Source organism: Bradyrhizobium sp. CB2312, assembly GCF_029714425.1.
Taxonomy (GTDB): Bacteria; Pseudomonadota; Alphaproteobacteria; order Rhizobiales; family Xanthobacteraceae; genus Bradyrhizobium.
The window spans coordinates 2,275,117-2,300,527 of record NZ_CP121668.1 but is presented as its reverse complement, the minus strand read 5'-3'; the positions used below and the strand labels follow the sequence as shown (position 1 = coordinate 2,300,527).

Genomic DNA, 25,411 nt, shown 5'->3' with positions numbered 1-25,411 from the left:
TGATGATTCTCGGCTTAGGACCATCAACCAAGGATATTTCAGGCGTGTGACGTCACATAAATGTCGGCCCGCTGTTTTGTTGGTTAACAGCCGCGCCGGGCCACGAAACTGTCATGAAACAATCCTTGCCGCGACGAAACCGTTTTCGGTTTTCCGCGCAAACGTCCCGAAACTTCTTTCCGTTAGGGATTTAGGCAACGGAGCACCGAAACGGTGCCGCGGTGGCATCACACCGAGCAAACAGGGGCGATCAATGTTCAATCTGGACACGTTCAAGACGTATTCGCGCGCCGTTGCTTTTGGCGCAGTCGCGATCTCCGCAATCGCATTCGCAGGTGCAGCCAAGGCCGCGCCGGTGCAGCTCTTCCCGTTCTTCCAGCCGCTGCCGCCGATGGCCGCACCGCAGCCGCTGCAGCCCTATCAGCCCTACCAGGCGCCGACCTATCAGACCGCGCCGTCCGAGGATCAGGACGCGGTCGAGATGCCGGCGCGCTTCCGCCGCCAGACCGTCTCCTATGCGACGCGCGAGGCGCCGGGCACCATCATCATCGATACGCCCAATACCTATCTCTATTACGTGCTCGGAGGCGGCCAGGCGCTGCGTTACGGCATCGGCGTCGGCCGCGATGGCTTCACCTGGTCCGGCATCCAGTCGGTGAGCAAGAAGGCCGAGTGGCCGGATTGGACCCCGCCGCCGGAGATGATTGCCCGCCAGCCCTATCTGCCGCGCCACATGGCCGGCGGCCCCGGCAATCCCCTTGGCGCCCGCGCCATGTATCTCGGCGGCACCATCTACCGCATCCACGGCACCAACGCGCCCGAGACCATCGGCAAGCACGTCTCCTCCGGCTGCATCCGCATGACCAATGAAGACGTCACCGACCTCTATTCCCGCGTCAACGTCGGCACCAAAGTGATCGTGCTGCCGATGTCGGAGCGCCGCGCCGACCTCGGCGCCGCGACGCGCTAACCGACAGGACATTCTGACGCAAACGGTCCCGGAACCCTCCGGGGCCGTTTTCGTTTGCCCCTCGACATCACGCGCGCGCCTGTTGCGGCGCGATGGAGGCGCAGATGCAAACCTCGCCGGGCACATGGTTGCGTGCGATCGCATACACCGGAGCATTGACGCTGCTCCTGTCCGTCCCCTCCTCGCTCGCGCAGCCGCCGGCAAGCGACGAGGCAGCACAACAGGCTTTCAACAATTCCTGCCGCACCTGCCACTCGGTGAAGGAAGGCGACAACCGTCTCGGCCCCAACCTCAACAAGATCGTCGGCCGCAAGGCCGGCGCACTGCCGGACTACAACTACTCTCCGTCGATGAAGGACGCTGGCTTCGTCTGGGATCAGGACAAGCTCACCCGCTTCATGGTCAAGCCGGACGAGGTCGTGTCCGGCAACAGGATGCAGCCCTATGGCGGCGTTTCGGCTGAGGAAGCGGCCAAGGTCGTTGCCTATCTGCAGGCGGCGGGTGGGCAATAGGATTGCGGGGCTCTAGGTGCTGGCGGGCTCATACCGTCGCTCCACATGAAACGATTTCGCGGTGATCAGCCAGGTATCCTTGATGCAGTGATACGCCAGATAATCAACGTACTGGAGCAAATCGATCCGAACACGCACCTTCACGAGCGCTTGCGCTGGCGACGCCAGATCGATCAGCAATATCTCCTGAAGGCGCGAAGCATTCTTTGATTTGGGCGACGGGGCCGAGGCCAGCATCGCCCTGTAGTCGCTAACGGGCAGAAGCCGCAATTCGCCATCGCGCAAGCCGTGGAGCTGCGCGGTCGGCGCGAAGACGCGATCGAACTGCGAAACGTCGTTGTCGTACATCAGGGTGAAGTAGCGCTCGACCGCCTCCAGCAGAGGCGCGACGGTCACATCTTCGGTCATGGCTCACTCCATCAGCAACAAGATCGGAGCAATCCATCCCACGGAAAGCCGAGGCATGTCCTTGCGAACTGCGCTAGTCTCGACGGCTCGGGCGCAATATTGCGCCCTTCTCGATCCAACAGGATGCGGTTCATGCCAAAATGCGAGCTGGATGCGATCGACCGGCGCATCGTCACCGAACTCCAGACCAATGCACGATTGAGCAACATCGAGCTGGCGGACAAGGTCGGATTATCGCCCTCGCCCTGCCTGCGTCGGGTGCGGCGGCTGGAACGGGACGGCTATATCGATGGCTACCGCGCCTCCCTGCGGCGCAGCCGCCTCGGGCTCGGCTTCTCGGCCTTCCTCGGCGTCAAGATCAACGGCCATGCCAATGACCAGGCGCTGGGCTTCGAGAGGACCGTCGTTGCCATGCCCGAGGTCGTAGCCTGTCACCTCGTCTCCGGCGAAGCCGACTATCTCCTCGAGATCGTCGTGCCCGAGCTCGAGGATTACCAGCGCTTCCTCGTCGACAAGCTGCTCAATCTGCCGATCGTGCGGGAAGTTCGCAGCAGCATCGCGCTGCAGACGCTCAAGGCCGGAGCGCCCCTGCCGCTGGCGCACCTGGCTTCGTCATGATCCGACTGCTCACGCCAACCGATGCGGCTCTCTACCGCGCCATCAGGCTGGAAGCCCTCGCCGCGCATCTCGAGGCCTTTGCCAGCACGTTCGCGCGCGAGCAGGACAAGCCGCTTGCCTGGTTCGAGGAGCGTCTCACGACGTCGGACGTCTTCGGCGCCTTTATCGCGGAGGAGCTTGTCGGCGTCGCCGGCTTCTGGCGGCAAGAAGGCGCGAAGACCGAGCACAAGGCCGTTCTCTGGGGCATGTATGTACGCCCCCACGCGCGAAAATCCGGCGTGGCGCGACGTCTCGTCGACGCGCTTGCGGCACATGCCGCAGAGCGGGTCGAACAGCTCCAGCTTGCCGTCGTCAGCGAGAATGCGGCCGCTATCCGGCTCTACACGGCCGCCGGGTTCGTTGAGTACGGCCGCGAGGTGGAAGCCCTCAAGCTGGACGGCCGATACTTCGATGAGATCCTGATGGCCTTGTTCTTTAACCGAAGCGGCAAGTGACAAAAGCCATCCGGTTCTCACCGGATGGCGCGTCGTCGCTCCGAGATCAGCTTCAGCCACGCGGCCGAATGAAACGCGCTCATCAAGAGATACATCGGCACCATGCCGCCGAGCAGAGACCCCTGCCCGGCGCCGCACAGCATGTCCGCCGGGCCGCCGCCGAGCGCGGCGGTCAGCACGGCCATGATCGCGAAGGTCGGCGTGGCTGCCAAACCGAGCCATCTGGCGAGGTGGCGCACGGCCACGACGCCATCGCGGCCTGCGCCGGCGGTTGCGCTGACGGGACTAGTCACGGCCTTCCGCGGCCTCCTTGCGAAACGCCTTTTCGCCGGCGTCCGTGACTTCGACCCATTTCTTGTCGGGCGCAGCACCTTCCGCGTAGCTGTCGTGCCAGTTCCACCATTTGTAGGTCGGCGTCTGCGGATAGCCTGCCGGCGAATCCTCCCAGACCTCCTGGCGGCCGAGCGGGGTGATGTCGAGATAGTTCCAGGTGCCGCCCATCTGCTCGTCGCCGCGGCTCTTGATGAAATAGGTGCGGAAGATGCGGTTGCCGTCGCGGTAGAACACGTTGGTGCCGTGCCATTCGTCGACGCCGAAATCTTTGTCGAAACTGTCGGTGACGGTGACCCACGGGATCTCCCAGCCCATCCGCTTCTTCAGCCTCGCGATGTCGACCTGCGGCGCGCGCGAGGCGAACACCAGCGTGGTATCGCGGGCGTTCAGGTGCGAGACATGGGCGACCTGGTCGGCCACCATGGAGCAGCCCCGGCAGGCATGATCGGGCCAGCCGAACACGCCGGGCTCGAAGAAGGCGCGGTACACGATCAACTGCCGCCGGCCCTGGAACAGATCAGTCAGACTGACCTTGCCGCCGGGCCCCTCGAACGCATAAGTTTTGGTCACTTCCATCCACGGCATGCGCCGGCGCTCGGCGGCCAGGGCATCGCGGGCACGGGTGTGCGCCTTTTCCTTCACGAGCAGTTGCTGACGGGCGGCCTCCCAGTCCTGCGGCGACACCACCGGCGGTGTTTGCATGGCGGTCTGTTTGTCTGCTGAAGTCATCATGGTTCTCCAAAACTCTTGCTTGACGTCTTCTTTGGACGGCCCTTCCGCGTCTCCCAGACGCGGAACCGCTCGCCCCTTTGCCGCATCGTGTCGGCCGTCAACGATTTCTGGCACCTCGCGGTTGCGCGGTGGGAGTAACAAGTGTGGCGGGATTTGAATGGAATCGCTGATCACGGCCGCGGCGCGTGCGTTGGAGGCCGGCGATCCGCTCGGCGCGCTGAACCGCGTGGCGCTGCGCAACGACGCCCCCTCGCTCGCGCTGCGCGGCATCGCGATGGCGCAGCTCGGCGATCTCGCCAAGGCGAAGGCGCTGCTGCGGAACGCCGCGCGCGCGTTCGGTCCGCGCGAGGCGGTGGCGCGGGCAAGATGCGTCGTGGCCGAGGCCGAGATTGCGCTGGTCTCGCGCGACCTGAGCTGGCCGGTGAAGGCGCTCGCGGCCGCGCGCGCAACGCTGCAACAGCACGGCGATCTCGCCAACGCCGCGCATGCGGGCCACATCGAGGCGCGGCGCCTGCTCCTCGTCGGACGCGTCGACGAGGCCGAGCGGACGCTGGCCGGCCTTGGCGCTCCCCCGCTTCCGCCTGCGTCTCAGGCCATCCGCGAACTCGTCGCCGCCGGCATCGCAATCAGGCGGCTCAAAACCAAGGACGCGCGCGCGGCGCTCGGCCGCGCGGCGCGCGCAGCGCGGCAGGCGAAGATCCCGGCGCTCCTGGCCGAGGTCGACAGCGCGAACCTCATCCTCGACACGCCGGCCGCCCGCCTGATCGCGGGCGGCAGCGAACACCCGTTGTTGCTGGGAGAGGTCGAAAGACTGGCGACCTCGACGGCGCTCGTCGTGGACACCTTCCATCACGTCGTGCGCCGGCAAGGCGTCGCCGTGTCGTTCGGGACCCGCCCGGTGCTGTTCGCGCTCGCGCGTCTCCTGGCCCAGGCCTGGCCTGCGGATGTCTCGCGAGAGATGCTGATATCAGGAGCGTTCCGGGCCAAGCACGCCGATGAATCGCATCGCGCGCGGCTGCGCGTCGAGATCGGGCGGCTTCGCACCAAGCTGAAACCGCTGGCCGAGATCAGCGCGACGAAGCAGGGTTTTGTGCTGGCGCCACGCAAGACGCGCGACATTCTCGTGCTGGCGCGGCCCGTCGAGGAGAAGCACGCGGCCGTCCTCGCCTTTCTCGCCGACGGCGAGCCGTGGTCGAGCTCGGCGCTCGCGCTGGCGCTCGGAACCAGCGCGCGCACCGTGCAGCGGGCGCTCGACGAGCTGGCGCGATCGAACAAGGTGCAGTCGTTCGGACATGGACGGGCGCGGCGCTGGATGACCCCGCCTGTCCCGGGTTTCCCGACAGGCTTGTTACTCCCCACGCCGCTGCTGAGGACGTAAGGTCGCAGCACATCACAGGGACCATGCGCATGAAACGTTCAGCCGCCGAGATCGTCAGGGAGTACGGGCCGTTTGCGGGTGTCGAGGCCGTGCACGGCGTCACCTATGACGGCACCCATGTCTGGTTCGCATCCGGCGACAGATTGAATGCGATCGATCCCGCCAGCGGCAAGGTCGCGCGCACGATCGATGTCGCCGCGCACGCAGGAACGGCGTTTGACGGCCGCCACCTGTTCCAGATCGCCGAGGACCGCATCCAGAAGATCGATGCCGCGACCGGCAAGGTGCTCGGCACGATTCCCGCGCCCGGCGGCGGTGGCGATTCCGGCCTTGCCTGGGCGGAGGGCTCGCTCTGGGTCGGGCAATATCGCGAGCGCAAGATCCATCAGGTCGATCCCGAAACCGGCAAGGTTCTCCGCACCATCGAGAGCAAGCGCTTCGTCACCGGCGTCACCTGGGTCGACGGCGAGCTCTGGCACGGCACCTGGGAAGGCGAGGACAGCGACATCAGGCGGATCGATCCTGACACGGGCAAGGTGCTGGAGCAGCTCGACCTGCCCGCAGGCACCATGGTCTCGGGCCTTGAGTCCGACGGCGGGGATCGCTTCTACTGCGGTGGCGGAGATCGCGGCAATGTAAGGGCGGTCCGCCGTCCGCGGCGCGCCTAGGCCCGCGATGCGCGGCAACGGCGCGTTAGCAACCGTTAACACATTTGCCCCAATTCCACCCCATCGGTGCGCTCTAGCGCCCTCCTCGCCCGCCCTGTAAAATCCCCGCCGGGGCGGCTTGGGGGATTGATGCGTCTGACGTTGAACCTGAAGACTATCCTGATCGCCGCGGCGGTGCTCGCGGCGTCGTTCTTCATCAGCCTGAAGGCGATGGACTTCCTGTCGCCGCGCGCGACGAATTCGGCACCGCCGGTCGCGCAGCTGCCGCCGCTGCCGCCGGTCGCGAAGAGCTCGATCGTGGTGGCGCCGGTCGCGATCGCGCTGTCGGCGATCCGCGAGCAGGCCGAGCGAGCCGCGCCGCGCAATTTCGCCGGCAAGGCCGACAACCCGATCTCGCAGATCCTGGAGAACGCCGACATCGGCTGGTCCGCCGTGCGCGGCCCGATGGCGGCCACCGGCGACAAGGACGTGCTGACGATCTCGACGCCGCTCAGCGGCAAGCTGAACGTCACGGGCTCGCTGTCGTCCAAGGCCACCGGCGCACTCGGCGATGCGCTCGGCAGCGTGCTCGGCGGCGACGCGGCGAAACGGATCGGCGCGGTCAACATCAAGAATCTGAACGCCAGCGCCGAGATCAAGGGCAACGTGGTCGTCACCTCGCGCCCGAAGCTTGCCGCCGCCTGGCACCTCGAGCCCAATCTCGGCGCCCAGGTCAATCTCGGCGACACCAACCTCAACGTCTCCGGCGCCAAGGTCAACGTGCCCGCGCAGGTCAAGCCGCTGATCGACAAGACCGTCGGCGAGCAGATCAACGCCGTCTCCGAGCGCATCCGCAACGATCCCTCGCTGCGGGAGAATGCGAAGCTGCAATGGGCCAAGGCCTGCCGCTCGATTCCGCTGCAAGGCTCAGGCAGCTCGGCCGCGCTGCCGCCGCTCTGGCTCGAGATGAAGCCGACCCGCGCCATCGCGGCGCAGCCGCGCGTCGATGCGCAGGCCGTGACGCTGCTGCTCGGGCTCGAGCTCGAGACGCGCGTCACATCTGCGCCGTCCAAGCCGGACTGCCCGTTCCCCGAAAAAATCTCGATCGTGCCGCCGACCGGCACGGGCGTGAACATCGGCGTGCCGATCGACGTGCCCTTCACCGAGATCAACAAGCTGATCGCGGCGCAGATGGTCGGCCACACCTATCCCGAGGACGGCTCCGGCCCGGTGGACGTCACGGTGAAGAGCGTCAACGTGATCCCGTCAGGCGAGCGCCTGCTGATCTCGCTGCTGGTCCGCGCCAAGGAAAAGAAGAGCTGGTTCGGCCTCGGCGCCGAGGCGACCGTGCACATCTGGGGCCGGCCGATGCTCGACCAGGCCCAGCAGACCTTGCGGCTCGCCGACATCGAGCTCGCGGTCGAATCCGAGGCGGCCTTTGGCCTGCTCGGCGCCGCCGCGCGCGCAGTGGTGCCGCAGATGCAGCAGGCGCTGGTGCAGAAGGCGACGCTCGATTTGAAGCCGATCGCCGCCAACGCGCGCGAGAAGATCGCGGCCGCGATCGCCGACTATCAGAAGAGCGAGGACGGCCTCAAGGTCGATGCCAAGATCGACAGCCTGACGCTTGCCGGCATCGCCTTCGACTCCAAGACGCTTCGCGTGGTCGCGGAAGCTGGCGGCTCGCTCAACGTGTACGTGAGCAAGCTGTCGGGGATGTAGCGGGCCTTTGCGCGCTCTCTCGTCGCTTGCGCGGCTGGCATTCTCGTCGCAGGATGCTAAGCTGTTTCACGCAACCTCGAACGAGGTGCTGGCAGCACTGTAGCTGATTGACGCGAGGACGAGATGGAAGCCGGCATGGTGACGCCTGCGCCGGCACTGGTGCGGTTTTCCGGCATTCAGAAGACCTATGATGGCGAGCACCTCGTGGTGAAGAACCTCGATCTCGACATCAAGAAGGGCGAGTTCCTGACCCTGCTCGGCCCGTCGGGCTCGGGCAAGACGACCACGCTGATGATGCTGGCCGGTTTCGAAGTACCGACCCAGGGCGAGATCTACCTCGCGGACCGGCCGATCAAAAATGTGCCGCCCCACAAGCGCGACATCGGCATGGTGTTCCAGAACTATGCCCTGTTTCCGCACCTGACGATCGCGGAGAACATCGCCTTCCCGCTCTCCGTTCGCAAAACCGGCAAGGCCGAAGCGCAGGAACGCGTCGGCGCGGCGTTGCGCATGATCAAGATGGAAACGCTGGCGCAGCGGCGGCCCGGGCAGCTGTCCGGCGGTCAGCAGCAGCGCGTCGCGCTGGCCCGCGCGCTGGTCTTCAATCCGCAGCTCGTGCTGATGGACGAGCCGCTCGGCGCCCTGGACAAGCGCCTGCGCGAGCAGATGCAGCTCGAGATCAAGCAACTGCACGAGACGATGGGCATCACCGTCGTCTACGTCACCCACGACCAGAGCGAAGCGCTCACCATGTCGGACCGCATCGCCGTGTTCAACGACGGCATCGTGCAGCAGATCGACAGGCCCGACGCGCTGTATGAGCGTCCGGTGAACAGTTTTGTCGCCCACTTCATCGGCGAGAACAATGTGCTCGCCGGCACCGTCGAGACGATCGACAAGACCTATTGCCGGGTTGCGCTCGCTGGTGGCGGCGCCGTGACCGCACGCGCAGTCAACGTCTCAGGTACGGGCGCATCGACCTCCCTGTCGGTGCGGCCGGAGCGGATCGCCATTGTCGCGGATGGCGCCTCCAGCGATGGACCGAACCGACTGCCGGCCAGGGTGCAGAACACGATCTATCTCGGCGACCACGCGCTGGCCGTGCTCGATGTCTCGGGGAACGCCGAGTTCATGGTCAAGCTTCAGCCGGGTGCGCATGAGGGCCTGACACCCGGCGAAAACGTCTTCGTCACCTTCCGTCCGGAGGACTGCCTCGCCCTCGATCCCGTCTGATCCAGCGATCAACACTCGACGCAACGCACATGAAGAAGGAACAAGGACCATGCTGAAGCGCAAGATTGGCAAGATTGCTCTGGGGTTCGCCGCGGCGTTCAGCGCCAGCGCTGCGCTGGCGACGGTCGCGCAGGCACGTGACCTCACCGTAGTGTCGTGGGGCGGCGCGTATCAGGACGCGCAGAAGAAAGTCTATTTCGAGCCCTTCAAGAAGACCGCTGGCATCGCCATGAACGACGAGTCCTGGGACGGCGGCGTCGGCGTGTTGCGCGCCAAGGTGCAGGGCGGCGCGGCCACCTGGGATGTCGTCCAGGTCGAGAGCGACGAGCTCGCGGTCGGCTGCGAGGAAGGCCTGTTCGAGAAGATGGACTATTCCAGGATCGGCGGTGAGGCCGCCTACATCCCGCCGTCGGTCAACGCTTGCGGCGTCGGCGCCATCCTCTACGATTTCGTGCTCGGCTACGACAAGGACAAGCTGAAGGACGCCCCGAGCGGCTGGGCCGACTTCTTCGACACCAAGAAGATTCCCGGCAAGCGCGCTTTGCGTCAGGGCCCCAAGACCACGCTTGAGATCGCGCTGATGGCCGACGGCGTCGCGCCGAAGGACGTCTACAAGGTGCTGGCGACCGACGAAGGCGTCGAGCGCGCCTTCAAGAAGCTCGACACCATCAAGGGCGACATCGTCTGGTGGAAGGCCGGCGCCCAGCCGCCGCAACTGCTTGCCTCCGGCGAGGTGGTGATGACCTCGGTCTACAATGGCCGCATCGACACCGCGAACAAGAACGAGAAGAAGAACTTCGGCATGGTGTGGGACGGCGCGCTCTTCACCCTCGACAGCTGGGTCATCCTGAAGGGCAGCCCGAACAAGGACGCCGCCTACAAGTTCCTGGATTTTGCCGGCAAGGCGGAGAACCAGTCGAAGCTGTCGGAGAACATCGCCTATGGCACCTCCAACAAGGACGCCGCCGGACGGCTTGCGCCCGCCGTCCTGAAGGACCTGCCGACGGCGCCTGACAACATCAAGAACGCGGTCGAGATCAACGAGGGCTTCTGGCTCGAGAACATCGACCGCCTGACCGAGCGCTTCAACAAATGGGCCGCGAAATAGCGCACCCTGCAAGGCTCGACTAATGACGGACGCGCTCCTGACCGGCGCCAATGCGTCGACCGAGGTGTCTCTCAAGCGCCGATTGAGGCGTGCGGAGCGGACACGTCAGGTCAAGGCATTGGCGCTGGTAGTGCCGCTTCTCGTCTTCCTGCTCTTCACTTTCGCCGGGCCCATCGCCGGCATGCTATGGCGCGCGGTCGATGACCGCGAGGTGCGCCAGGTTCTGCCGCAAACCATCGCTGCTCTCGCCGACTGGGACGGCAAGGGCCTGCCGGACGAAAAGGCCTATGCGGCGCTGGCAAGCGACATCCAGGCAGCGCGCGCCGGCGGCACCATCGCCATTGCGGCCAAGCGGCTCAATTATGCCCTGAACGGCTTTCGCACGATCCTGACAAGCACGGCACGCAATCTCAAACCCGTGCCCGAGCCCGGCACTGCAAAGGAGACGCTGAGCAAGATAAACCCGGCCTGGCGCGAGCGCAGCACCTGGACGACGATCAAGGACGCCAGCGGCCCCGTGACCGGCTTCTACCTTCTGGCGGCGCTCGACCTGACGCGAAACGCGGACGGGGCGATCGTCGCGGCCCCACCGGATCAGGCGATCTATCGCGACATCTTCGCCCGCACCTTCTTGATCAGCCTCGGTGTCACCGCACTCTGCCTGATCCTCGGCTTCCCGGTCGCATACCTCTTGGCGGTGCTGCCGCCGGGCCGGTCGAACCTGCTGATGATCTTCGTGCTGCTGCCATTCTGGACCTCGCTGCTGGTCCGCACCTGCGCCTGGATCGTGCTGTTGCAGAGCAAGGGTGTCGTGAACGACAGCCTGCACTGGCTCGGCATCATCGACGAGCCGCTCCGCCTGATCTACAACCGCTTCGGCGTCTGCGTGGCCATGACCCACGTGCTGCTGCCGTTCATGATCCTGCCGCTCTACAGCAGCATGAAGGCGATCTCGCCCGCGTACATGCGGGCCGCCGCCTCGCTTGGCGCGGCGCCCCTCACCGCTTTCCTGCGGATCTATTTGCCGCAAACCCTGCCCGGCATCGGCGCGGGAAGCCTGCTCGTCTTCATCCTGGCGCTCGGCTACTACATCACGCCGGCCCTCGTCGGCGGTGCTGCCGATCAGATGATCAGTTATTTCATCGCGCTCTATACCACCGAGACCGCCAATTGGGGCCTCGCTTCGGCGTTGGGCGCGGTGCTGCTGCTCGCCACACTTCTGCTCGCGCTCGTCTACGGCAAGCTGGTGCAGGGCCAGCAGGTCACGGGAGGCATGAAGAATTGAGCGACAATCCTTCACTCCGCACACCCAGCCAGCGCATCGCATGGATCGCGACCATCGCCATCTCGACGATGGTGTTCATCTTCCTGATCGCGCCGATCCTCGCCATCATGCCGCTGTCCTTCAGTTCCAGCTCGTACCTCACTTATCCGCTGCCGGGCCTCTCCTTGCGCTGGTACGACGACTTCATCAATTCGCCGCGCTGGATGAATTCACTGAAGAACAGCATGATCATCGGCATCGCCTCGACGCTGCTGTCGATGGTGCTCGGCACGCTGGCAGCTCTTGGGCTCGCGCAGTGGAAGAGCCGGTTCAAGCCGCTGGTGCTGGCCTTCGTGCTGTCGCCGGTCGTCGTGCCCGGCGTCATCACCGCCGTCGGCCTGTACTTCTTCTTCGCGCCGATTGGCCTCACCGGCAGCTATCTCGGCTTGATCCTGGCCCACACTGCGCTGGCGACGCCTTTTGTGGTGATCACGGTCGGCGCGACGCTGCAGAGTTTCGACACCAACCTCGCGCGCGCCGCCGCCTCGCTCGGTGCCTCGCCGCTTCAAGCGTTCCGCCGCGTGATCCTGCCATTGATCCTGCCGGGGCTCGCGTCCGGCGCACTGTTCGCCTTCGCGACCAGTTTTGATGAAGTGGTGATCGTGCTGTTCATGGCGGGGCCCGAGCAGCGCACCCTGCCGCGCGAGATGTTCAGCGGCATCCGCGAAAACATCAGCCCGACCATCACGGCCGCGGCGGTGATCCTGACGACAGTCTCGATCATGCTCCTCGCCACCCTCGAAGGCCTTCGCCGGCGCAACGAGCGGCTCAAGGGCGGCAGTTGAGAGGCTGCGCTCCTCCTTTTCCCTTCTCCCCTTGTGGGAGAAGGTGGCGCGAAGCGCCGGATGAGGGGTTGTCTCCGCGCGCACTGCTGCTACGAGACGGTACCTCGCGGAGAGAGACCCCTCACCCGTCTCGCCGCTATCGCGGCGAGCCACCCTCTCCCACAAGGGGAGAGGGTTAGGAACACCGCTCGCCCCTTCTGATTTTGCATTCCGCTATGGCGCGCACCGCTTAGCTGCCGCGACCGTTTGTCGCTACAACGGTCCCGCAACAAAGCCCAAACAACAACGCTGAGGGAGAAACACCATGCAAAAACTCATCGCCGCCGTGGCGACTGGTTTCGCGCTTGCCGCCACGTCCGGCGCGGCGCAGGCGCAGATTTCCGACGATGTGGTCAAGATCGGCGTGCTCACGGACATGTCGAGCCTCTATGCGGACGCGACCGGCAAGGGCTCGCTCGCCGCGGTCGAGATGGCGGTTGCCGATTACGGCGCCAAGGTCGCGGGCAAGCCCGTGCAGGTGGTCGCTGCCGATCACCAGAACAAGCCCGATGTCGGCGTCAACATCGCCCGCAACTGGTATGACAACGACAAGGTCGATGCGATCTTCGACGTGCCGACCTCCTCGGTGGCGCTGCCGATCTCGGCGCTGACGCGCGAGAAGAACAAGATCAACATCAATTCCGGCGGCGGCTCCTCCGACATCACCGGCCCCGCCTGCTCGCCCAACACCGTGCACTGGACCTACGACACCTATGCGCTGTCGAACGTCGCCGGCAAGGCGATGGTGAAGCGCGGCGAGGACACCTGGTTCTTCGTCACCGCTGACTACGCCTTCGGCATGGCACTCGAGCGCGACGCCGCCAATGTCGTCAAGGAAAGCGGCGGCAAGGTGCTCGGCGACGTCCGCCATCCGCTCAACTCCTCGGACTTCTCCTCCTTCCTGCTCCAGGCCCAGGCCTCCAAGGCCAAGGTGGTCGCGCTCGCCAATGCCGGCGGCGACACCACCAATGCGCTGAAGCAGGCAGCCGAGTTCGGCCTGACCCAGGGCGGCCAGAAGATGATCGCGCTGCTCCAGGAGATCACCGACACGCATTCGCTCGGCATCAAGGCGACGCAAGGCCTGATCGTCACCGACGCCTTCTACTGGGACATGAACGAGGAGACGCGCGCCTTCTCAAAACGCTTCAACGAGAAGGTCGGGCACATGCCGACCATGATCCAGGCGGGGCTCTATTCGGCGACCATGCACTATCTGAAGGCGATCGATGCCATCAAGACCGACGAGGCGCCGAAGGTGATGGAGCAGATGCGCAAGACGCCGGTGAACGACTTCTTCGCCAAGAACGGCAAGATCCGCATCGACGGCCGCATGGTCCACGACATGTATCTGTTCGAGGTCAAGAAGCCCGAGGACTCCAAGGGCGAGTGGGATCTCTACAAGCTGATCGCCACCGTGCCCGGCGACGACGCCTTCCGCCCGCTCGACAAGGGCGGCTGCCCGCTGGTGACGCACTGAGGCCGGTGGTTGCCGTCATTGCGAGCGAAGCGAAGCAATCCAGAAATGCATCTGCGAAGATAGCTCTGGATTGCTTCGTTGCTTCGCTCCTCGCAATGACAAAAAAGACACGACAGCGCGCCCGGCGAAAACCAGGCGCGCTTCGTTCAGCCGTTCAGAGCCGCATTACTCCGAGTACTTGAACTCGGGCATGTTCTTCAGCTCGTCCTTGCTCGCATTGAACACGGCGTGGTCCGGATACCACTTCGACGTGGACGACGTCGTGGTCGCCGCAGGCTTGTCAGTGCCGGTCGCAGCGCCGGTCGTCGTGGTCGCGGCGGGCTTGGCGCCCGGGTTCGTGCTGGCGCCGGTGTAGGCCACGGCCTCGCTGGCGAACTTCAACTTCTCATAGGGCACGGCGACCAGATGCTCGCCCATGCCGAGGAAGCCGCCGACGCCGATCACGGCGATCTTGATGGCGCCGCTCTTGTCCATCAGGAGATCGTTGATCGACCCGATGTTCTCGTTGGCGTCGTTGTAGACCTTCAGGCCCGACATCTTCGAGGCGCGCCATTCACCCGACGCAGTCGTGGTCGTGGCGGTGGCCGCAGGGGCCGCCTTGTCGGTGGTGGCGGTCGGCGATTGCGCGAACGCAACGGTTGCGAGCAGAGCCGTGCCGGCGAGGCCGGCGGCGATCGATTTCATCAGCATGTTGTCCTCTCCTTCCACAGAAAACTTGTGCGGAGAAAACAGCGCTGCTCACGCGCAGTTCCTTACACGCGGCAATTTCGTCGCGCGATGCGCACGCGAAAACGACGAGAATTGTTCCTGTCACCCAGGAACATTTTTGCGGCGCACGGTTCCCCGCCGACGATCATGCGCCCTGGGTGAAGCACGACCGCGGCGGGGAACGCGCCGACCTGCGTCGCTCAGGTCAGCTCTTGTAGTCGATCAGAAGCGCGGAGAAATCCGAATTGCTGGATGAGCTGCCGTTGGCGGCATAGGACGATGTCGACGATTGCGACTGCTGGAGCGCCTCGAGGAATTGCTGGAGGATCTCTGCGGTGGTCTCGTCGGTCGACGTGCTGCCGGTCGAATCCGTCGACGACGCAGAATCCGAAGAGCCGTCGCCCGACGGCGGCGGACCGGGCGGCGGTCCGCCCGCACCGCGGGCGCCCCCAGGCCCCTTGGCGAAGGCGGATTGAAAGACGTTCTTCAATTCGTCGGCCTGGTCCGAGGTCAGCGTGCCGTTCGACACCTCGCCCGAGATGAGGTCGTCGATCTTCGATTGCATCTCGTCCTTGGAGGGACGCGTGCCGCTCGCCTGGTCGCTCGACCGGCTCTGCTGGAGCGCCGTGTCGATGTCGGTCAGCGCCGTCGACAGCGCGGACTGGTCCGACGACGAGATCGTGCCGGCGGAGACTTCCGATTGCAATTCCTGCTGCAGCCGCTGCAACGGCGACTGGTGGTTACCGGCGGAGGCCGCCGAAATCGAGCTCATGATGGCTCCGTGGGTTTTGCTGGGTTTCGTACGGCGCCACGGTATGGTTAACGGGCTTAACGAGACCTTGCCGCAGCGCTGACCGGTCGTGTCCTGGCGTTGCGGCAGGAGCCTCAGAAATGATCTGAAACAAAAATCTTCGCCTTTTGGCCCGAATCTTGGACAAACAAAGCGCATGGCCGTTCCCAATCCCAACATCCTGGTCGTCGAGGACGACCGCGAAACCCGGACGTTGATTGCGAAGTACCTGCGCAGCAACGCCTGCAACGTCACCGCCGTGAGCGATGGCCGCGAGATGTCGCGCGCCATGGCCAATCACCGCGTCGACCTCATCATCCTCGATGTCATGCTGCCCGGCGAGGACGGCCTCAGCCTCTGCCGCAAGGTGCGCTCGGAGACGCAGACGCCGATCATCATGCTGACCGCGCGCGGCGAGGACGTCGATCGCATCGTCGGCCTCGAGATGGGCGCGGACGATTATCTGCCGAAGCCGTTCAACCCGCGCGAGCTGCTCGCCCGCATCAACGCGGTGCTGCGCCGCCAGGCCGCGGCGCAAACGGCAAGCTCGATCGAAGGCACCTCCACGCTCGCCTTCGAAGGCTGGCGCATCGATCTGCGCCTGCGCGAGCTGCGCAATCCGCAAGGTGCGCGCGTCGCGGTGACCAGCGCCGAGTTCGATCTGCTCCGCACGTTCTGCGAACGGCCCGGCCGCGTGCTGTCGCGCGACAGCCTGCTCGACCTCACGCAGGGCCGCAACACCGGCTCGTTCGAGCGCTCCATCGACGTGCTGGTGAGCCGCATCCGCCGCAAGATCGAGCCCAACCCGGCCGATCCCACCATCATCAAGACGGTGCGATCCGGCGGCTATTTGTTCACGCCGAGGACTGAAGCGGCAAACACTGAAGCGGTTGCGGCGCCCGTGAGCAGTTGAGAAGGACGCCGACGATGAAGCCGTTCGGGTTCTTCCACCTCAGGGGTATCGGCGGGCAGATCGCCGCGCTGGTGCTGGCTTCGACCGTCGCACTGCATCTCGTCGTCACCACCGCCTTCCTGATGAGCCGGCCGGACCGACCGGACACGCCGCCGGACGGCGCGCATCAGCTGACCGACGCCGCGCTGCTGCTCGGCGCGGCCGAGGCCGGCGAACGGCCGCGTCTCCTCGCCGATCTCGCGCGCGCCTTCCCCAAGCTCGGCCTCGACATGCTGGCGCCCGGCACGGCAGCCGTCGTCGAGCAGAGCGAAGGCCCGCACCTGCGCGGCCTGCGCCGTCACCTTGGCCGCGGCTACAAGGTGATGCGGCTCTCGCCCGACGACGCCCACCGCATCGGCGTGCAATTGCCGGACGGCACCATGATCGCCGGCCGGGTCGAGAACGGTCCGCGGCCGTGGTTCTGGGGCGCGCCGTGGCTGATGACGCTGATGACCGCCTTCATCTGCGTCACCGTGCTCGGCCTGTGGGCCGCGCGCGCGCTGGCCGCGCCGCTGTCATCCTTCGCCAGGGCCGCGGAGAATTTCAGCCTGGACGGCGCCGCCGAGCCGCTGCCCGAGCGCGGGCCGGAGGAGATCCGCTCCGTGGCGCGCGCGCTCAACCGCATGCATGAGCGGATCGCGCGGCTGATGTCGGATCGCACGCGGATGCTGGCCGCGATCAGCCACGATCTGCGCACGCCGATCACGCGGCTGCGCCTGCGCGCCGAGTTCATCGAGGACGAAACCAATCGCAAGCGCATGCTGATCGATCTCGACCAGATGCGTTCGATGCTGGAGTCCGTGCTCTCACTCCTGCGCAACGACCGCAAGGTCGAGGCGGTGACCCTGGTCGACATCGCCAGCACGCTCCAGCTCATCGCCGACCAGTTCGGCGACATGGGCCATGTCGTGCACTATGACGGCCCGGCGTCCGCGACCGCCGCCGCGCGGCCCGACGATTTGCATCGCGGCGTCACCAACCTGGTCGAGAACGCCGTGCGCTTCGGCGCCGAGGTCACGATCCGCCTCGATGCATCCTCCACCACGCTCGTCATCGACGTCGAAGATGACGGCCCCGGCATTTCGGACGCGCGCAAGCAGGAGATGCTGGAGCCGTTCGTGCGCGGCGACGACGCGCGCACCATGGACGACTCCACCGGCTTCGGCCTCGGCCTGTCGATCGCGCGCGCGATCGCGATCGCCCATGGCGGCGAGCTCTCGCTGCACGACCGCGAGCCGCACGGACTGATCGTGCGGATGCAATTGCCGATCTGGCAAGCGCCGCGGCTGGCGGCTTAGGGCACACTTCCTTCACCTCTCTCAAGCGGGGAGAGGTGAGGACAATGCGATCCGTAGCGATGCGCCTCAGGCCGCGAGCGGCGGATGCTCGATGGCCGTCTCGTCGAAGATCGCCACCGCCTCGAAGCGATATCCGCAGGCGTGGCAATTCCAGAGATAGGAGACGCGCCCCTCGCCTGGCTCGATCCAGTCCGGCTGGGGGATTGGCGTGCCGCACTGGGCACAGGGGTTCTGTCTGGGAACGTCGCCGATATGTGCCTTGTTTGATTTTGTCATGGCACCCTCCCACTTCGCAGGCGTCTTCATACTCGCTTTCGCTAGCCCATGCGAATAGACAGGCGTGCTGTCGCGAGCCGGGGGTCGTTCGCCCCACGCGTCACCTAGGCCAGCTTTGCGTCATCACGGCGGCTCGGCGCCGCAAAATCGTCGGCGGCGGCGTTTGGTCACATGATCGCCGCGTTCCGGGGGCCTAACCACGCTGGGTGCAGGTCACTTGTTAGACCCAAGGAATATCTCATGAAGATTTTACGCATTGCCGCGCTGCTCGCGGCCGGATTCATGGTGCCGCAAGCCGCATTCGCGGGCGAAGCCGAATATGCCGAGATGGTCGCGATGCATGCGCGCGCCAACGGCGTACCGGAGGCGCTCGTGCACCGCGTCATCATGCGCGAAAGCCGCTACCAGCCCGGCCTCGTCGGCCGCGGCGGCACCATCGGCCTGATGCAGATCAAGCTCGCGACCGCCCGCGGGCTCGGCTACACCGGCGATGCCGCCGGCCTGCGCGATCCCAACACCAATCTCACCTATGCGGTGAAATACCTCGCCGGCGCCTATCACGCCGCCAATGGCGACCACGCGCGAGCCGTGCGTTATTTCGCGGGCGGCTATTACTACGTTGCAAAGCGGCAGCGTCAGGAGATGGTGCAGCAGGCCAGCAACGAGTGGCTCGAGCCCAACGGCAACCCGCAGCCGATGTTCGGCACCGCGCCGCACAGGAAGCTCGCGCAAGGCGTCCGCAACGCGCGGGCGCAGGTTCCACACTAATCACATGTCATTCCGAGGCGACGCGCCAGCGTCGAACCCGGAATCTCGAGATTCCCCGGTGCGCAATTGCGCCCCTGAGGTTCGGTCCTGCGGACCGCCCCGGAATGACAGCCTTGTGGCTAACGCGTTGACACCAGCTCCCACTGGCATACATTAGAGCCGTTCCGAGGGGTGCTCCGAGGAGGAGCTGAGATACCGCTAAATGGGCAATACTGCCCAGGACCGCGGTGACCCTTTGAACCTGATCCGGGTCATGCCGGCGAAGGGACAGGGATGTTGCAGACGACCAAGCGATCGGATTCACCGGTATCCATTATCGGCGCAGGCATTGCCGGCGCCTGGCAGGCGCTATTGTTCGCGCAGGCCGGCCACGCCGTGACCTTACACGAGCGCGGTGACGCGGCGATGACCGAATCCACCAGCCACTGGGCCGGCGGCATGCTGGCGCCCTGGTGCGAGGCGGAGGTCGCCGAACCCATCATCTCCAGGCTCGGCCAGCGCTCCCTCGACATCTGGCGGCGCGAGCTGCCCGACACCCCCTTCAACGGCTCCCTCGTCGTCGCCCATCCGCGCGAGCGCAACGATTTCGAGCGCTTTGCCCGCATGACCGAGGGCCACCGCCGGCTCGACGCCGCCGCGCTCGCCGAGCTCGAGCCGTCGCTGGAAGGCCGTTTTCGCGATGCGCTGTTCTTCCCGGCCGAGGGCCATGTCGAGCCGCGCCGCGTGCTCCCGAAGCTGCACGCGCGGATCAAAGCTGCCGGCGGCACCATCAAGTTCGACAGCGACGTCAGCGCCAAGGATCTCGCAAGCCTTGATCCTAAAGGCATCGTGATCGACTGCCGCGGCCTTGCCGCGCGCGAGGAACAGCCGGAGCTGCGTGGCGTCAAAGGCGAGATGATCCTGATCGAGACCGACGAGGTGCAGCTGGCGCGCCCCGTGCGATTGATCCATCCGCGCTGGCCGCTCTACGTGATCCCGCGCGAGGACAATCTGTTCATGCTCGGCGCCACCTCGATCGAGGCCGAGGACACCGGCGTCAGCGTCCGCTCCGCGCTGGAGCTCTTGGGCGCCGCCTATGCCGTGCATCCCGCCTTCGGCGAAGCGCGCATCGTCGAATTCGGCTCGGGGCTTCGCCCGGCCTTTCCCGACAATCTCCCCCGCATCGGCATTCGCGGCGAAGAGATCAGCGTCAACGGGCTCTACCGCCACGGCTTCCTGATCGCGCCGGCGCTCGCCGAGCTGACGCTCGCTTACGTCGAGCGCGGCCAGATCGACAATGAGGTGATGCAATGCGCGTGATCGTCAACGGCGAGCAGCGCGAGGTGAACGCGGCCAGCGTCGATGCGCTGCTCTCCGAGCTCGACTATGAGGGCACCCATTTCGCGATCGCGCTCAACTACGACGTCGTGCCGAAGAGCCGCTGGGCCGAAACCGCGCTCAATGCCGGCGACGAGATCGAGATCATCACGCCGCGGCAGGGAGGGTGAGGGGATGAAGCGCCCACCACACACTCCGCTGTCATCGCCCGGCTTGACCGGGCGATCCAGTACGCCGCGGCATCACGGTTCTAGCCGCATTGCCGCGGCGTACTGGATCCCCGCCTTCGCGGGGATGACAGCTGCATTTAGGGAGACACCCAAGCCATGGTGACCTTCTACGGCAAATCCTTCTCTTCCCGCCTCCTCATCGGCAGCGCGCTCTATCCCTCGCCCGCGATCATGCAGGCGGCGATCCGCGCGTCGGGCTCGAACATCGTCACGGTGTCGCTGCGACGCGAGTCCGCCGGCGGCAAGACTGGCGATGCATTCTGGAAGCTGATCCGCGAGCTCGACGTGACAGTGCTGCCGAACACCGCCGGCTGCCGCAGCGTGCGCGAAGCGGTGACCACGGCAAAGCTCGCGCGTGAATTGTTCGGCACAAGCTGGATCAAGCTCGAGGTGATCGCCGACAACGACACGCTGCAGCCCGACGTCGTCGGCCTCGTCGAAGCCGCGACTATCCTGATCAAGGACGGCTTCGAGGTGTTCCCCTATTGCACCGAGGACCTTTCGGTCGCGAACCGCCTGGTCGATGCCGGCTGCAAGGTCGTGATGCCGTGGGCCGCTCCGATCGGCAGCGCCAAGGGCATCACCAACCGCGATGCGCTCAAGCTGCTGCGCGAGCGCCTGCCCGACATCACGCTCGTGGTCGATGCCGGCTTAGGGGCGCCCTCGCATGCGGCCGCAGCGCTCGAGCTCGGCTATGACGCCGTGCTGCTCAACACCGCCATCGCAAAAGCCGCCGATCCCGTCGCGATGGCGAACGCCTTCCGCCTCGGCTGTGATGCCGGCCGCACCGCTTTTGAAGCCGGGCTGATGAACGCCCGCGACTTCGCCTCCCCCTCCACCCCTGTCGTTGGGACTCCGTTCTGGCATGCCGTATCCTGATCGCTTCTATCCCGTCGTCGACAGCCTCAAATGGGTCGAGCGGCTGACAAAACTCGGCGTCGGCACCATCCAGCTGCGCGCGAAAGAGCTGAACGATGCCGAGGCGCTCCAGATCGTCACCGACGCCCTGGCGATCACTGAGGGCACGCAGGCCAAGCTGGTCGTGAACGATTACTGGCGCGCGGCAATCGTCGCCGGCGCAAAATACCTGCATCTCGGCCAGGAGGATCTGGCGGATGCCGACCTCAAGGCGATCCGCGAGGCGGGCCTGTCGCTCGGAATCTCCACTCATGACGACGCCGAGCTTGCGATCGCGCTCGAAGCCAAGCCCGATTGCGTCGCGCTCGGCCCGATCTTCTTCACCACACTCAAATCGATGCGCTTCGAGCCGCAGGGCATTCCAAAAATCACGGAATGGAAGAAGCGCATCGGCAACATCCCGCTTGTCGCAATCGGCGGCATCAAGTTCGAGCACGCCGCGGAGATCTTTGCCGCCGGCGCGGATTCCATCGCCGTGGTGTCCGACGTCACCCAGAACGCCGACCCGGACGCGCGCGTGCGGCAGTGGCTCGGCCAGAAGGAGGCGGCATGATGCGCACGCCCGCTCCACACCCTCAACTGTCATCGCCCGGCTTGACCGGGCGATCCAGTACGCCGCGGCCTCTCGACTCTAGCCGCACCGCCTCGGAATACTGGATCCCCGCTTTCGCGGGGATGACAGCGGAATTTGTCGCTCGCGCAGCGACGCCAACGAACTGAATTAAGGAGGATCCCATGAACATCCGCTCCAACCCCGACAAGACCATCCCCGCCGTCACCACCGGCCCCCTTCCTTCCTCGCGGAAGATCTTCGCCTCGCCCGATGCCGCACCGGACATCCGCGTGCCCTTGCGCGAGATCATCCTCTCCGAAGGCGCGGGCGAGCCGAACCTTCCGGTCTACGACACCTCGGGCCCCTACACCGACCCGTCCGTCACCATCGACGTCAACGCCGGCCTTGCGCGCAACCGCAAGCAGTGGGTGCTGGAGCGCGGCGGCGTCGAGGAATATGAGGGCCGCCAGATCAAGCCGGAGGACAATGGCAGCGTCTCCACCGACAAGGCCGCGCGCGCCTTCTCGGCCTATCACAAGCCGCTGCGCGGCCTCGACGGCCACAAGATCACACAGCTCGAATTCGCCCGCGCCGGCATCGTCACCAAGGAGATGATCTACGTCGCGGCGCGCGAGAACCTCGGCCGCAAGCAGCAGCTCGAGCGCGCGGAGGCAGCGCTCGCCGACGGCGAGAGCTTTGGCGCCGCGGTGCCCGCCTTCATCACGCCGGAGTTCGTGCGCGACGAGATCGCGCGCGGCCGCGCCATCATCCCCTCCAACATCAATCACTCCGAGCTCGAGCCGATGATCATCGGCCGCAACTTCCTCACCAAGATCAACGCCAATATCGGCAACTCGGCCGTGACCTCGTCGGTCGAGGAAGAGGTCGAGAAGATGGTGTGGGCGATCCGCTGGGGCGCCGACACCGTGATGGACCTCTCGACGGGCCGCAACATCCACACCACGCGCGAATGGATTTTGCGCAACTCGCCGGTGCCGATCGGCACCGTGCCGATCTACCAGGCGCTGGAGAAGTGCAACGGCGACCCGGTGGCGCTCACCTGGGAGCTCTACAAGGACACCCTGATCGAGCAGTGCGAGCAGGGCGTCGACTACTTCACCATCCATGCCGGCGTGCGCCTGCAATACATCCACCTCACTGCCAACCGCGTCACCGGCATCGTCTCCCGCGGCGGTTCGATCATGGCGAAGTGGTGCCTCGCGCATCACAAGGAAAGCTTCCTCTACACGCATTTCGACGAGATCTGCGATCTCATGCGCAAGTACGACGTCTCGTTCTCGCTCGGCGACGGCCTGCGTCCGGGCTCGATCGCGGATGCCAACGACCGCGCGCAGTTTGCCGAGCTCGAAACGCTCGGCGAGCTGACCAAGATCGCGTGGGACAAGGGCTGCCAGGTCATGATCGAGGGCCCCGGCCACGTGCCGATGCACAAGATCAAGATCAACATGGACAAGCAGCTCAAGGAGTGCGGCGAGGCGCCGTTCTACACGCTTGGACCGCTGACCACAGACATCGCGCCGGGCTATGATCACATCACCTCAGGCATCGGCGCGGCCATGATCGGCTGGTTCGGCTGCGCCATGCTCTGCTACGTCACGCCGAAGGAGCATCTCGGCCTGCCCGATCGTAACGACGTCAAGACCGGCGTCATCACCTACAAGATCGCCGCCCACGCGAGCGATCTCGCCAAGGGCCACCCCGCCGCGCAACTGCGCGACGACGCCCTCTCCCGCGCGCGGTTCGAATTCCGCTGGACCGACCAGTTCAACCTCGGCCTCGATCCCGACACTGCGAAAAACTTCCACGACGAGACGCTGCCGAAGGAAGCCCACAAGGTCGCCCATTTCTGCTCGATGTGCGGACCAAAATTCTGCTCGATGAAGATCACGCAGGACGTGCGGGATTATGCGGCGACGCTGAATGATCCGAACAGCGTGGGCATGTCGATCAGCGGCACCGCCGAGGACGGCATGGCGAAGATGAGCGCGAAGTTCAAGGAGATGGGGAGCAGCGTGTATCTGGACGCGGAGAAGGTGAAGGAGAGTAATCGGGTGCTGTAATCTCTCTGCTCGTTATGCGCGGGCTTACTCGAGCGTCTATAAGAAACGAGAAGCCGGGCGAAAGCTCGGCTTCTTTATGAGTAGTATCCACCTACACAGCTTACGAATTTGAGCGAAGACCAACGTCACCATCGCAACGAAGCTTTGAAATCTTGTTGAGCACCATCGCTGAGCCATTACTAATTCGATGAGACGATGATGGGAGAACGCAATAGTGCAGCCAGCCGTTAAGCGCCTTACTCAAATCGGCCCGTTGCCGAGTTCGAGCGCTGCCACCGCGTCGGTACTGCGGGAGCTGGAGACTTTGCTCGGCGAAGTGCAAACACCGATTACGGATGATGAGGCAAGGGCTTTGGTGCGACTGTTTGGGCCAGATGACTGTTTCGGCCTTGCTTGGTCGTTGCTTCACTTGATCGAAACGTCTCCTGGCTGGCCAATTGAAGGTGCGCTCCATGGCCTAAACGGCGAATGGATCAAGAGGCTGGCAGAGCGCAGCCCGTAGCCCGGATGAGCGAAGCGACATCCGGGATTGACAGCGGCCCCGCATGTCGCTGACGCTCATGCGGGCTACAACCCCAGAGTTGGTCGATTTGCCCGTTCCCACCCCCCACCGCCTCCCCGACCAGCTCCGCCCCAACCTCCGCCTCGTCTTCGTCGGCACCGCTGCCTCGACGCGCTCGGCTGAGCTCGGGCACTACTACGCCCATCCCGGCAACCGCTTCTGGCGGGCGATCCATGAGGCCGGGATCACGCCGCGGCGCTATCAGCCGGGCGAGTTCGCAGCGCTGATCGAGCTCGGGATCGGCTTCACCGATCTCTCCAAGACGGGGGCCGGGATGGATCACCAGATCGCGGCTGAGACGATCGACGTGCCGGAGTTCAGGGCGAAGATGGAGAAGTACCGGCCGAAGACGATTGCGTTCACGAGCAAGAAGGCGGCGAGCTTGTTCTATGGCAGGCCGTCAGCTGCGATTGCGCTGGGGCGGCAGGTGCGCGATGCAAGCCTGCCGGAGATATTTGTGCTGCCGTCGCCGTCTGGTGCGGCGTCGGGCCATTGGACGATCGAGCCGTGGCGGGAGCTGGCGGCGTGGATCAGTGCGTAGCTCCGTAGGGTGGGCAAAGGCGCGTCAGCGCCGTGCCCACGATTTCTTCGTGAGTCCCGGCAGCACGTGGGCACGGCGCGCGAAGGACGCGCTTTTGCCCACCCTACGGCAGCGGGGCTCACCCCGCATACGCCTTGTCCAGCTCCGCGATCACGATCTTCCGCATCCCCATCATGGCCTGCATGACGCGGTTTGCCTTGGTGCGGTCGGGATCGCCGAGATAGCGGCCGAGCGCGGTCGGGATCACCTGCCAGGACAGGCCGAACTTGTCCTTGAGCCAGCCGCACCGCGACTCCTCGCCGCCGCCCGCGGTGAGCGCTTCCCAAAAGTAATCCACCTCGCCTTGCGTCTCCACGCTGATGAAGAACGACACCGCCTCGTTGAAGCGGTATCGCGGCCCGCCGTTGAGCGCGTGGAAGCGCTGGCCTTCGAGCTCGAACACCGCCATGAAGTCGCTGACGGTCTCGACTTTTGCGTTGGGAAACACCGATTTGTAGAACGCTACGGCCTCGGGGACGTTGTTGTCGAACCAGAGGAACGGCGTGATGGAGGTCATGAGCGGGGCTCCTTTCAGCGCGGGGGCGCGGGGCATCCCAAGGACGCGGCAGGGAGCGGCGTCCCGACATGGAGAAGCGGAATT

General features: G+C 65.3%; 28 protein-coding genes and 1 riboswitch. Of the genes, 21 read left to right on the top strand and 7 right to left on the bottom strand.

The features are described from left to right. Nucleotides 1–253: 253 nt before the first annotated feature. Entirely contained in the window at nt 254–970 is a 717-nt protein-coding gene (locus QA642_RS10935; RefSeq protein WP_283084666.1) for a L,D-transpeptidase, read from the top strand. Nucleotides 971–1,062: 92 nt separating this feature from the next. Then, nucleotides 1,063–1,482 carry a c-type cytochrome gene (locus tag QA642_RS10930; RefSeq protein WP_283084665.1) on the top strand — a complete coding sequence of 140 codons (420 nt, stop codon included), beginning with the start codon at nt 1,063–1,065 and terminating at the stop codon, nt 1,480–1,482. 12 nt (nt 1,483–1,494) lie between these two features. Here the strand turns inward: QA642_RS10930 and QA642_RS10925 are convergent, their stop codons facing one another. Next, complete coding sequence (locus QA642_RS10925) at nt 1,495–1,890, bottom strand: nuclear transport factor 2 family protein (RefSeq protein ID WP_283084664.1); 396 nt, start codon at nt 1,888–1,890, stop codon at nt 1,495–1,497. A gap of 132 nt (nt 1,891–2,022) precedes the next feature. On the opposite strand from QA642_RS10925, the gene QA642_RS10920 reads away from it, so the two are divergent. Further along, nucleotides 2,023–2,508, top strand: coding sequence for an Lrp/AsnC family transcriptional regulator (locus tag QA642_RS10920; protein WP_283084663.1), 486 nt, complete (start codon nt 2,023–2,025; stop codon nt 2,506–2,508). Then, nucleotides 2,505–3,002: a GNAT family N-acetyltransferase gene (locus tag QA642_RS10915; protein ID WP_283084662.1), complete on the top strand. Its 498-nt coding sequence runs from the start codon at nt 2,505–2,507 to the stop codon at nt 3,000–3,002. The genes QA642_RS10920 and QA642_RS10915 overlap by 4 nt, the downstream gene beginning before the upstream one ends. A 17-nt stretch (nt 3,003–3,019) precedes the next feature. On the opposite strand, the gene QA642_RS10910 is transcribed toward QA642_RS10915, so the two are convergent. Both QA642_RS10910 and QA642_RS10905 read right to left on the bottom strand, forming a co-directional pair. Further along, nucleotides 3,020–3,295, bottom strand: a complete 276-nt coding sequence (locus QA642_RS10910; protein WP_283084661.1) for a hypothetical protein — start codon at nt 3,293–3,295, stop codon at nt 3,020–3,022. Further along, nucleotides 3,288–4,067: a DUF899 domain-containing protein gene (locus tag QA642_RS10905; protein ID WP_283084660.1), complete on the bottom strand. Its 780-nt coding sequence runs from the start codon at nt 4,065–4,067 to the stop codon at nt 3,288–3,290. Before QA642_RS10905 ends, QA642_RS10910 begins: the two co-directional genes overlap by 8 nt. 157 nt (nt 4,068–4,224) lie before the next feature. On the opposite strand from QA642_RS10905, the gene QA642_RS10900 reads away from it, so the two are divergent. The 8 genes from QA642_RS10900 to QA642_RS10865 all read left to right on the top strand — a co-directional run bounded on the left by QA642_RS10900 (nt 4,225) and on the right by QA642_RS10865 (nt 13,777). Then, nucleotides 4,225–5,445: a helix-turn-helix domain-containing protein gene (locus tag QA642_RS10900; protein WP_283084659.1), complete on the top strand. Its 1,221-nt coding sequence runs from the start codon at nt 4,225–4,227 to the stop codon at nt 5,443–5,445. A 29-nt stretch (nt 5,446–5,474) separates the two neighbouring features. Continuing rightward, on the top strand, nt 5,475–6,113 hold the full coding sequence (locus QA642_RS10895) for a PQQ-binding-like beta-propeller repeat protein (RefSeq protein WP_283084658.1): 639 nt from the start codon (nt 5,475–5,477) through the stop codon (nt 6,111–6,113). 129 nt (nt 6,114–6,242) lie between these two features. Beyond that, entirely contained in the window at nt 6,243–7,811 is a 1,569-nt protein-coding gene (locus QA642_RS10890) for a DUF4403 family protein (protein WP_283084657.1), read from the top strand. 123 nt (nt 7,812–7,934) lie between these two features. Then, entirely contained in the window at nt 7,935–9,044 is a 1,110-nt protein-coding gene (locus QA642_RS10885) for an ABC transporter ATP-binding protein (RefSeq protein ID WP_283084656.1), read from the top strand. A gap of 49 nt (nt 9,045–9,093) precedes the next feature. Further along, nucleotides 9,094–10,152 carry an ABC transporter substrate-binding protein gene (locus tag QA642_RS10880; RefSeq protein WP_283084655.1) on the top strand — a complete coding sequence of 353 codons (1,059 nt, stop codon included), beginning with the start codon at nt 9,094–9,096 and terminating at the stop codon, nt 10,150–10,152. 22 nt (nt 10,153–10,174) lie between these two features. Beyond that, nucleotides 10,175–11,437 (top strand): ABC transporter permease, encoded by a 1,263-nt coding sequence (locus QA642_RS10875; RefSeq protein ID WP_283084654.1) that lies wholly within the window; start codon nt 10,175–10,177, stop codon nt 11,435–11,437. Beyond that, nucleotides 11,434–12,261 carry an ABC transporter permease gene (locus QA642_RS10870; protein ID WP_283084653.1) on the top strand — a complete coding sequence of 276 codons (828 nt, stop codon included), beginning with the start codon at nt 11,434–11,436 and terminating at the stop codon, nt 12,259–12,261. The genes QA642_RS10875 and QA642_RS10870 overlap by 4 nt, the downstream gene beginning before the upstream one ends. 304 nt (nt 12,262–12,565) lie before the next feature. Further along, nucleotides 12,566–13,777 (top strand): ABC transporter substrate-binding protein, encoded by a 1,212-nt coding sequence (locus QA642_RS10865; protein ID WP_283084652.1) that lies wholly within the window; start codon nt 12,566–12,568, stop codon nt 13,775–13,777. Between the two features lie 165 nt (nt 13,778–13,942). Here the strand turns inward: QA642_RS10865 and QA642_RS10860 are convergent, their stop codons facing one another. Continuing rightward, nucleotides 13,943–14,467, bottom strand: coding sequence for a PRC-barrel domain-containing protein (locus QA642_RS10860; protein ID WP_283084651.1), 525 nt, complete (start codon nt 14,465–14,467; stop codon nt 13,943–13,945). Nucleotides 14,468–14,690: 223 nt separating this feature from the next. After that, complete coding sequence (locus tag QA642_RS10855) at nt 14,691–15,257, bottom strand: hypothetical protein (protein WP_283084650.1); 567 nt, start codon at nt 15,255–15,257, stop codon at nt 14,691–14,693. A 175-nt stretch (nt 15,258–15,432) separates the two neighbouring features. On the opposite strand from QA642_RS10855, the gene QA642_RS10850 reads away from it, so the two are divergent. Together QA642_RS10850 and QA642_RS10845 are read left to right on the top strand one after the other, a co-directional pair. After that, nucleotides 15,433–16,188 carry a response regulator gene (locus QA642_RS10850; protein WP_283084649.1) on the top strand — a complete coding sequence of 252 codons (756 nt, stop codon included), beginning with the start codon at nt 15,433–15,435 and terminating at the stop codon, nt 16,186–16,188. Between the two features lie 14 nt (nt 16,189–16,202). Further along, nucleotides 16,203–17,525, top strand: a complete 1,323-nt coding sequence (locus tag QA642_RS10845) for an ATP-binding protein (protein ID WP_283084648.1) — start codon at nt 16,203–16,205, stop codon at nt 17,523–17,525. Between the two features lie 66 nt (nt 17,526–17,591). On the opposite strand, the gene QA642_RS10840 is transcribed toward QA642_RS10845, so the two are convergent. Further along, on the bottom strand, nt 17,592–17,801 hold the full coding sequence (locus QA642_RS10840; RefSeq protein ID WP_283084647.1) for a hypothetical protein: 210 nt from the start codon (nt 17,799–17,801) through the stop codon (nt 17,592–17,594). Between the two features lie 240 nt (nt 17,802–18,041). Between QA642_RS10840 and QA642_RS10835 the strand changes: the two genes are divergently transcribed. The 7 genes from QA642_RS10835 to QA642_RS10805 all read left to right on the top strand — a co-directional run bounded on the left by QA642_RS10835 (nt 18,042) and on the right by QA642_RS10805 (nt 24,771). Next, complete coding sequence (locus QA642_RS10835) at nt 18,042–18,569, top strand: lytic transglycosylase domain-containing protein (RefSeq protein ID WP_283084646.1); 528 nt, start codon at nt 18,042–18,044, stop codon at nt 18,567–18,569. A 157-nt stretch (nt 18,570–18,726) separates the two neighbouring features. Continuing rightward, a riboswitch (TPP riboswitch) is annotated at nt 18,727–18,855 on the top strand. Continuing rightward, nucleotides 18,843–19,868 (top strand): FAD-dependent oxidoreductase, encoded by a 1,026-nt coding sequence (locus tag QA642_RS10830; protein ID WP_283084645.1) that lies wholly within the window; start codon nt 18,843–18,845, stop codon nt 19,866–19,868. (Overlaps the previous riboswitch by 13 nt.) After that, nucleotides 19,859–20,056 (top strand): sulfur carrier protein ThiS, encoded by a 198-nt coding sequence (gene thiS, locus QA642_RS10825; protein ID WP_283084644.1) that lies wholly within the window; start codon nt 19,859–19,861, stop codon nt 20,054–20,056. Before QA642_RS10830 ends, thiS begins: the two co-directional genes overlap by 10 nt. 156 nt (nt 20,057–20,212) lie before the next feature. After that, nucleotides 20,213–20,995 carry a thiazole synthase gene (locus QA642_RS10820; RefSeq protein ID WP_283084643.1) on the top strand — a complete coding sequence of 261 codons (783 nt, stop codon included), beginning with the start codon at nt 20,213–20,215 and terminating at the stop codon, nt 20,993–20,995. Then, nucleotides 20,982–21,587, top strand: a complete 606-nt coding sequence (locus QA642_RS10815) for a thiamine phosphate synthase (protein ID WP_283084642.1) — start codon at nt 20,982–20,984, stop codon at nt 21,585–21,587. The genes QA642_RS10820 and QA642_RS10815 overlap by 14 nt, the downstream gene beginning before the upstream one ends. Before the next feature lie 182 nt (nt 21,588–21,769). After that, nucleotides 21,770–23,668 carry a phosphomethylpyrimidine synthase ThiC gene (gene thiC, locus QA642_RS10810; RefSeq protein WP_283084641.1) on the top strand — a complete coding sequence of 633 codons (1,899 nt, stop codon included), beginning with the start codon at nt 21,770–21,772 and terminating at the stop codon, nt 23,666–23,668. A 590-nt stretch (nt 23,669–24,258) separates the two neighbouring features. Further along, entirely contained in the window at nt 24,259–24,771 is a 513-nt protein-coding gene (locus QA642_RS10805; RefSeq protein ID WP_283084640.1) for a mismatch-specific DNA-glycosylase, read from the top strand. A gap of 118 nt (nt 24,772–24,889) precedes the next feature. Here QA642_RS10805 and QA642_RS10800 read toward each other — a convergent pair whose 3' ends face one another. Continuing rightward, complete coding sequence (locus QA642_RS10800) at nt 24,890–25,327, bottom strand: VOC family protein (protein WP_283084639.1); 438 nt, start codon at nt 25,325–25,327, stop codon at nt 24,890–24,892. Between the last annotated feature and the right edge of the window lie 84 nt (nt 25,328–25,411).

Coding starts and splice junctions, on each gene's coding strand:
- QA642_RS10835 (WP_283084646.1), top strand. CDS start 18,042: ATGAAGATTTTACGCATTGCCGCGCTGCTCGCGGCCGGATTCATGGTG.
- QA642_RS10895 (WP_283084658.1), top strand. CDS start 5,475: ATGAAACGTTCAGCCGCCGAGATCGTCAGGGAGTACGGGCCGTTTGCG.
- QA642_RS10915 (WP_283084662.1), top strand. CDS start 2,505: ATGATCCGACTGCTCACGCCAACCGATGCGGCTCTCTACCGCGCCATC.
- QA642_RS10875 (WP_283084654.1), top strand. CDS start 10,175: ATGACGGACGCGCTCCTGACCGGCGCCAATGCGTCGACCGAGGTGTCT.
- QA642_RS10845 (WP_283084648.1), top strand. CDS start 16,203: ATGAAGCCGTTCGGGTTCTTCCACCTCAGGGGTATCGGCGGGCAGATC.
- thiS (WP_283084644.1), top strand. CDS start 19,859: ATGCGCGTGATCGTCAACGGCGAGCAGCGCGAGGTGAACGCGGCCAGC.
- QA642_RS10830 (WP_283084645.1), top strand. CDS start 18,843: ATGTTGCAGACGACCAAGCGATCGGATTCACCGGTATCCATTATCGGC.
- QA642_RS10935 (WP_283084666.1), top strand. CDS start 254: ATGTTCAATCTGGACACGTTCAAGACGTATTCGCGCGCCGTTGCTTTT.
- QA642_RS10840 (WP_283084647.1), bottom strand. CDS start 17,801: ATGACAAAATCAAACAAGGCACATATCGGCGACGTTCCCAGACAGAAC.
- QA642_RS10855 (WP_283084650.1), bottom strand. CDS start 15,257: ATGAGCTCGATTTCGGCGGCCTCCGCCGGTAACCACCAGTCGCCGTTG.
- QA642_RS10850 (WP_283084649.1), top strand. CDS start 15,433: ATGGCCGTTCCCAATCCCAACATCCTGGTCGTCGAGGACGACCGCGAA.
- QA642_RS10865 (WP_283084652.1), top strand. CDS start 12,566: ATGCAAAAACTCATCGCCGCCGTGGCGACTGGTTTCGCGCTTGCCGCC.
- QA642_RS10920 (WP_283084663.1), top strand. CDS start 2,023: ATGCCAAAATGCGAGCTGGATGCGATCGACCGGCGCATCGTCACCGAA.
- QA642_RS10800 (WP_283084639.1), bottom strand. CDS start 25,327: ATGACCTCCATCACGCCGTTCCTCTGGTTCGACAACAACGTCCCCGAG.
- QA642_RS10860 (WP_283084651.1), bottom strand. CDS start 14,467: ATGCTGATGAAATCGATCGCCGCCGGCCTCGCCGGCACGGCTCTGCTC.
- QA642_RS10820 (WP_283084643.1), top strand. CDS start 20,213: ATGGTGACCTTCTACGGCAAATCCTTCTCTTCCCGCCTCCTCATCGGC.
- QA642_RS10925 (WP_283084664.1), bottom strand. CDS start 1,890: ATGACCGAAGATGTGACCGTCGCGCCTCTGCTGGAGGCGGTCGAGCGC.
- QA642_RS10930 (WP_283084665.1), top strand. CDS start 1,063: ATGGAGGCGCAGATGCAAACCTCGCCGGGCACATGGTTGCGTGCGATC.
- QA642_RS10880 (WP_283084655.1), top strand. CDS start 9,094: ATGCTGAAGCGCAAGATTGGCAAGATTGCTCTGGGGTTCGCCGCGGCG.
- thiC (WP_283084641.1), top strand. CDS start 21,770: ATGAACATCCGCTCCAACCCCGACAAGACCATCCCCGCCGTCACCACC.
- QA642_RS10815 (WP_283084642.1), top strand. CDS start 20,982: ATGCCGTATCCTGATCGCTTCTATCCCGTCGTCGACAGCCTCAAATGG.
- QA642_RS10900 (WP_283084659.1), top strand. CDS start 4,225: ATGGAATCGCTGATCACGGCCGCGGCGCGTGCGTTGGAGGCCGGCGAT.
- QA642_RS10890 (WP_283084657.1), top strand. CDS start 6,243: ATGCGTCTGACGTTGAACCTGAAGACTATCCTGATCGCCGCGGCGGTG.
- QA642_RS10885 (WP_283084656.1), top strand. CDS start 7,935: ATGGAAGCCGGCATGGTGACGCCTGCGCCGGCACTGGTGCGGTTTTCC.
- QA642_RS10905 (WP_283084660.1), bottom strand. CDS start 4,067: ATGATGACTTCAGCAGACAAACAGACCGCCATGCAAACACCGCCGGTG.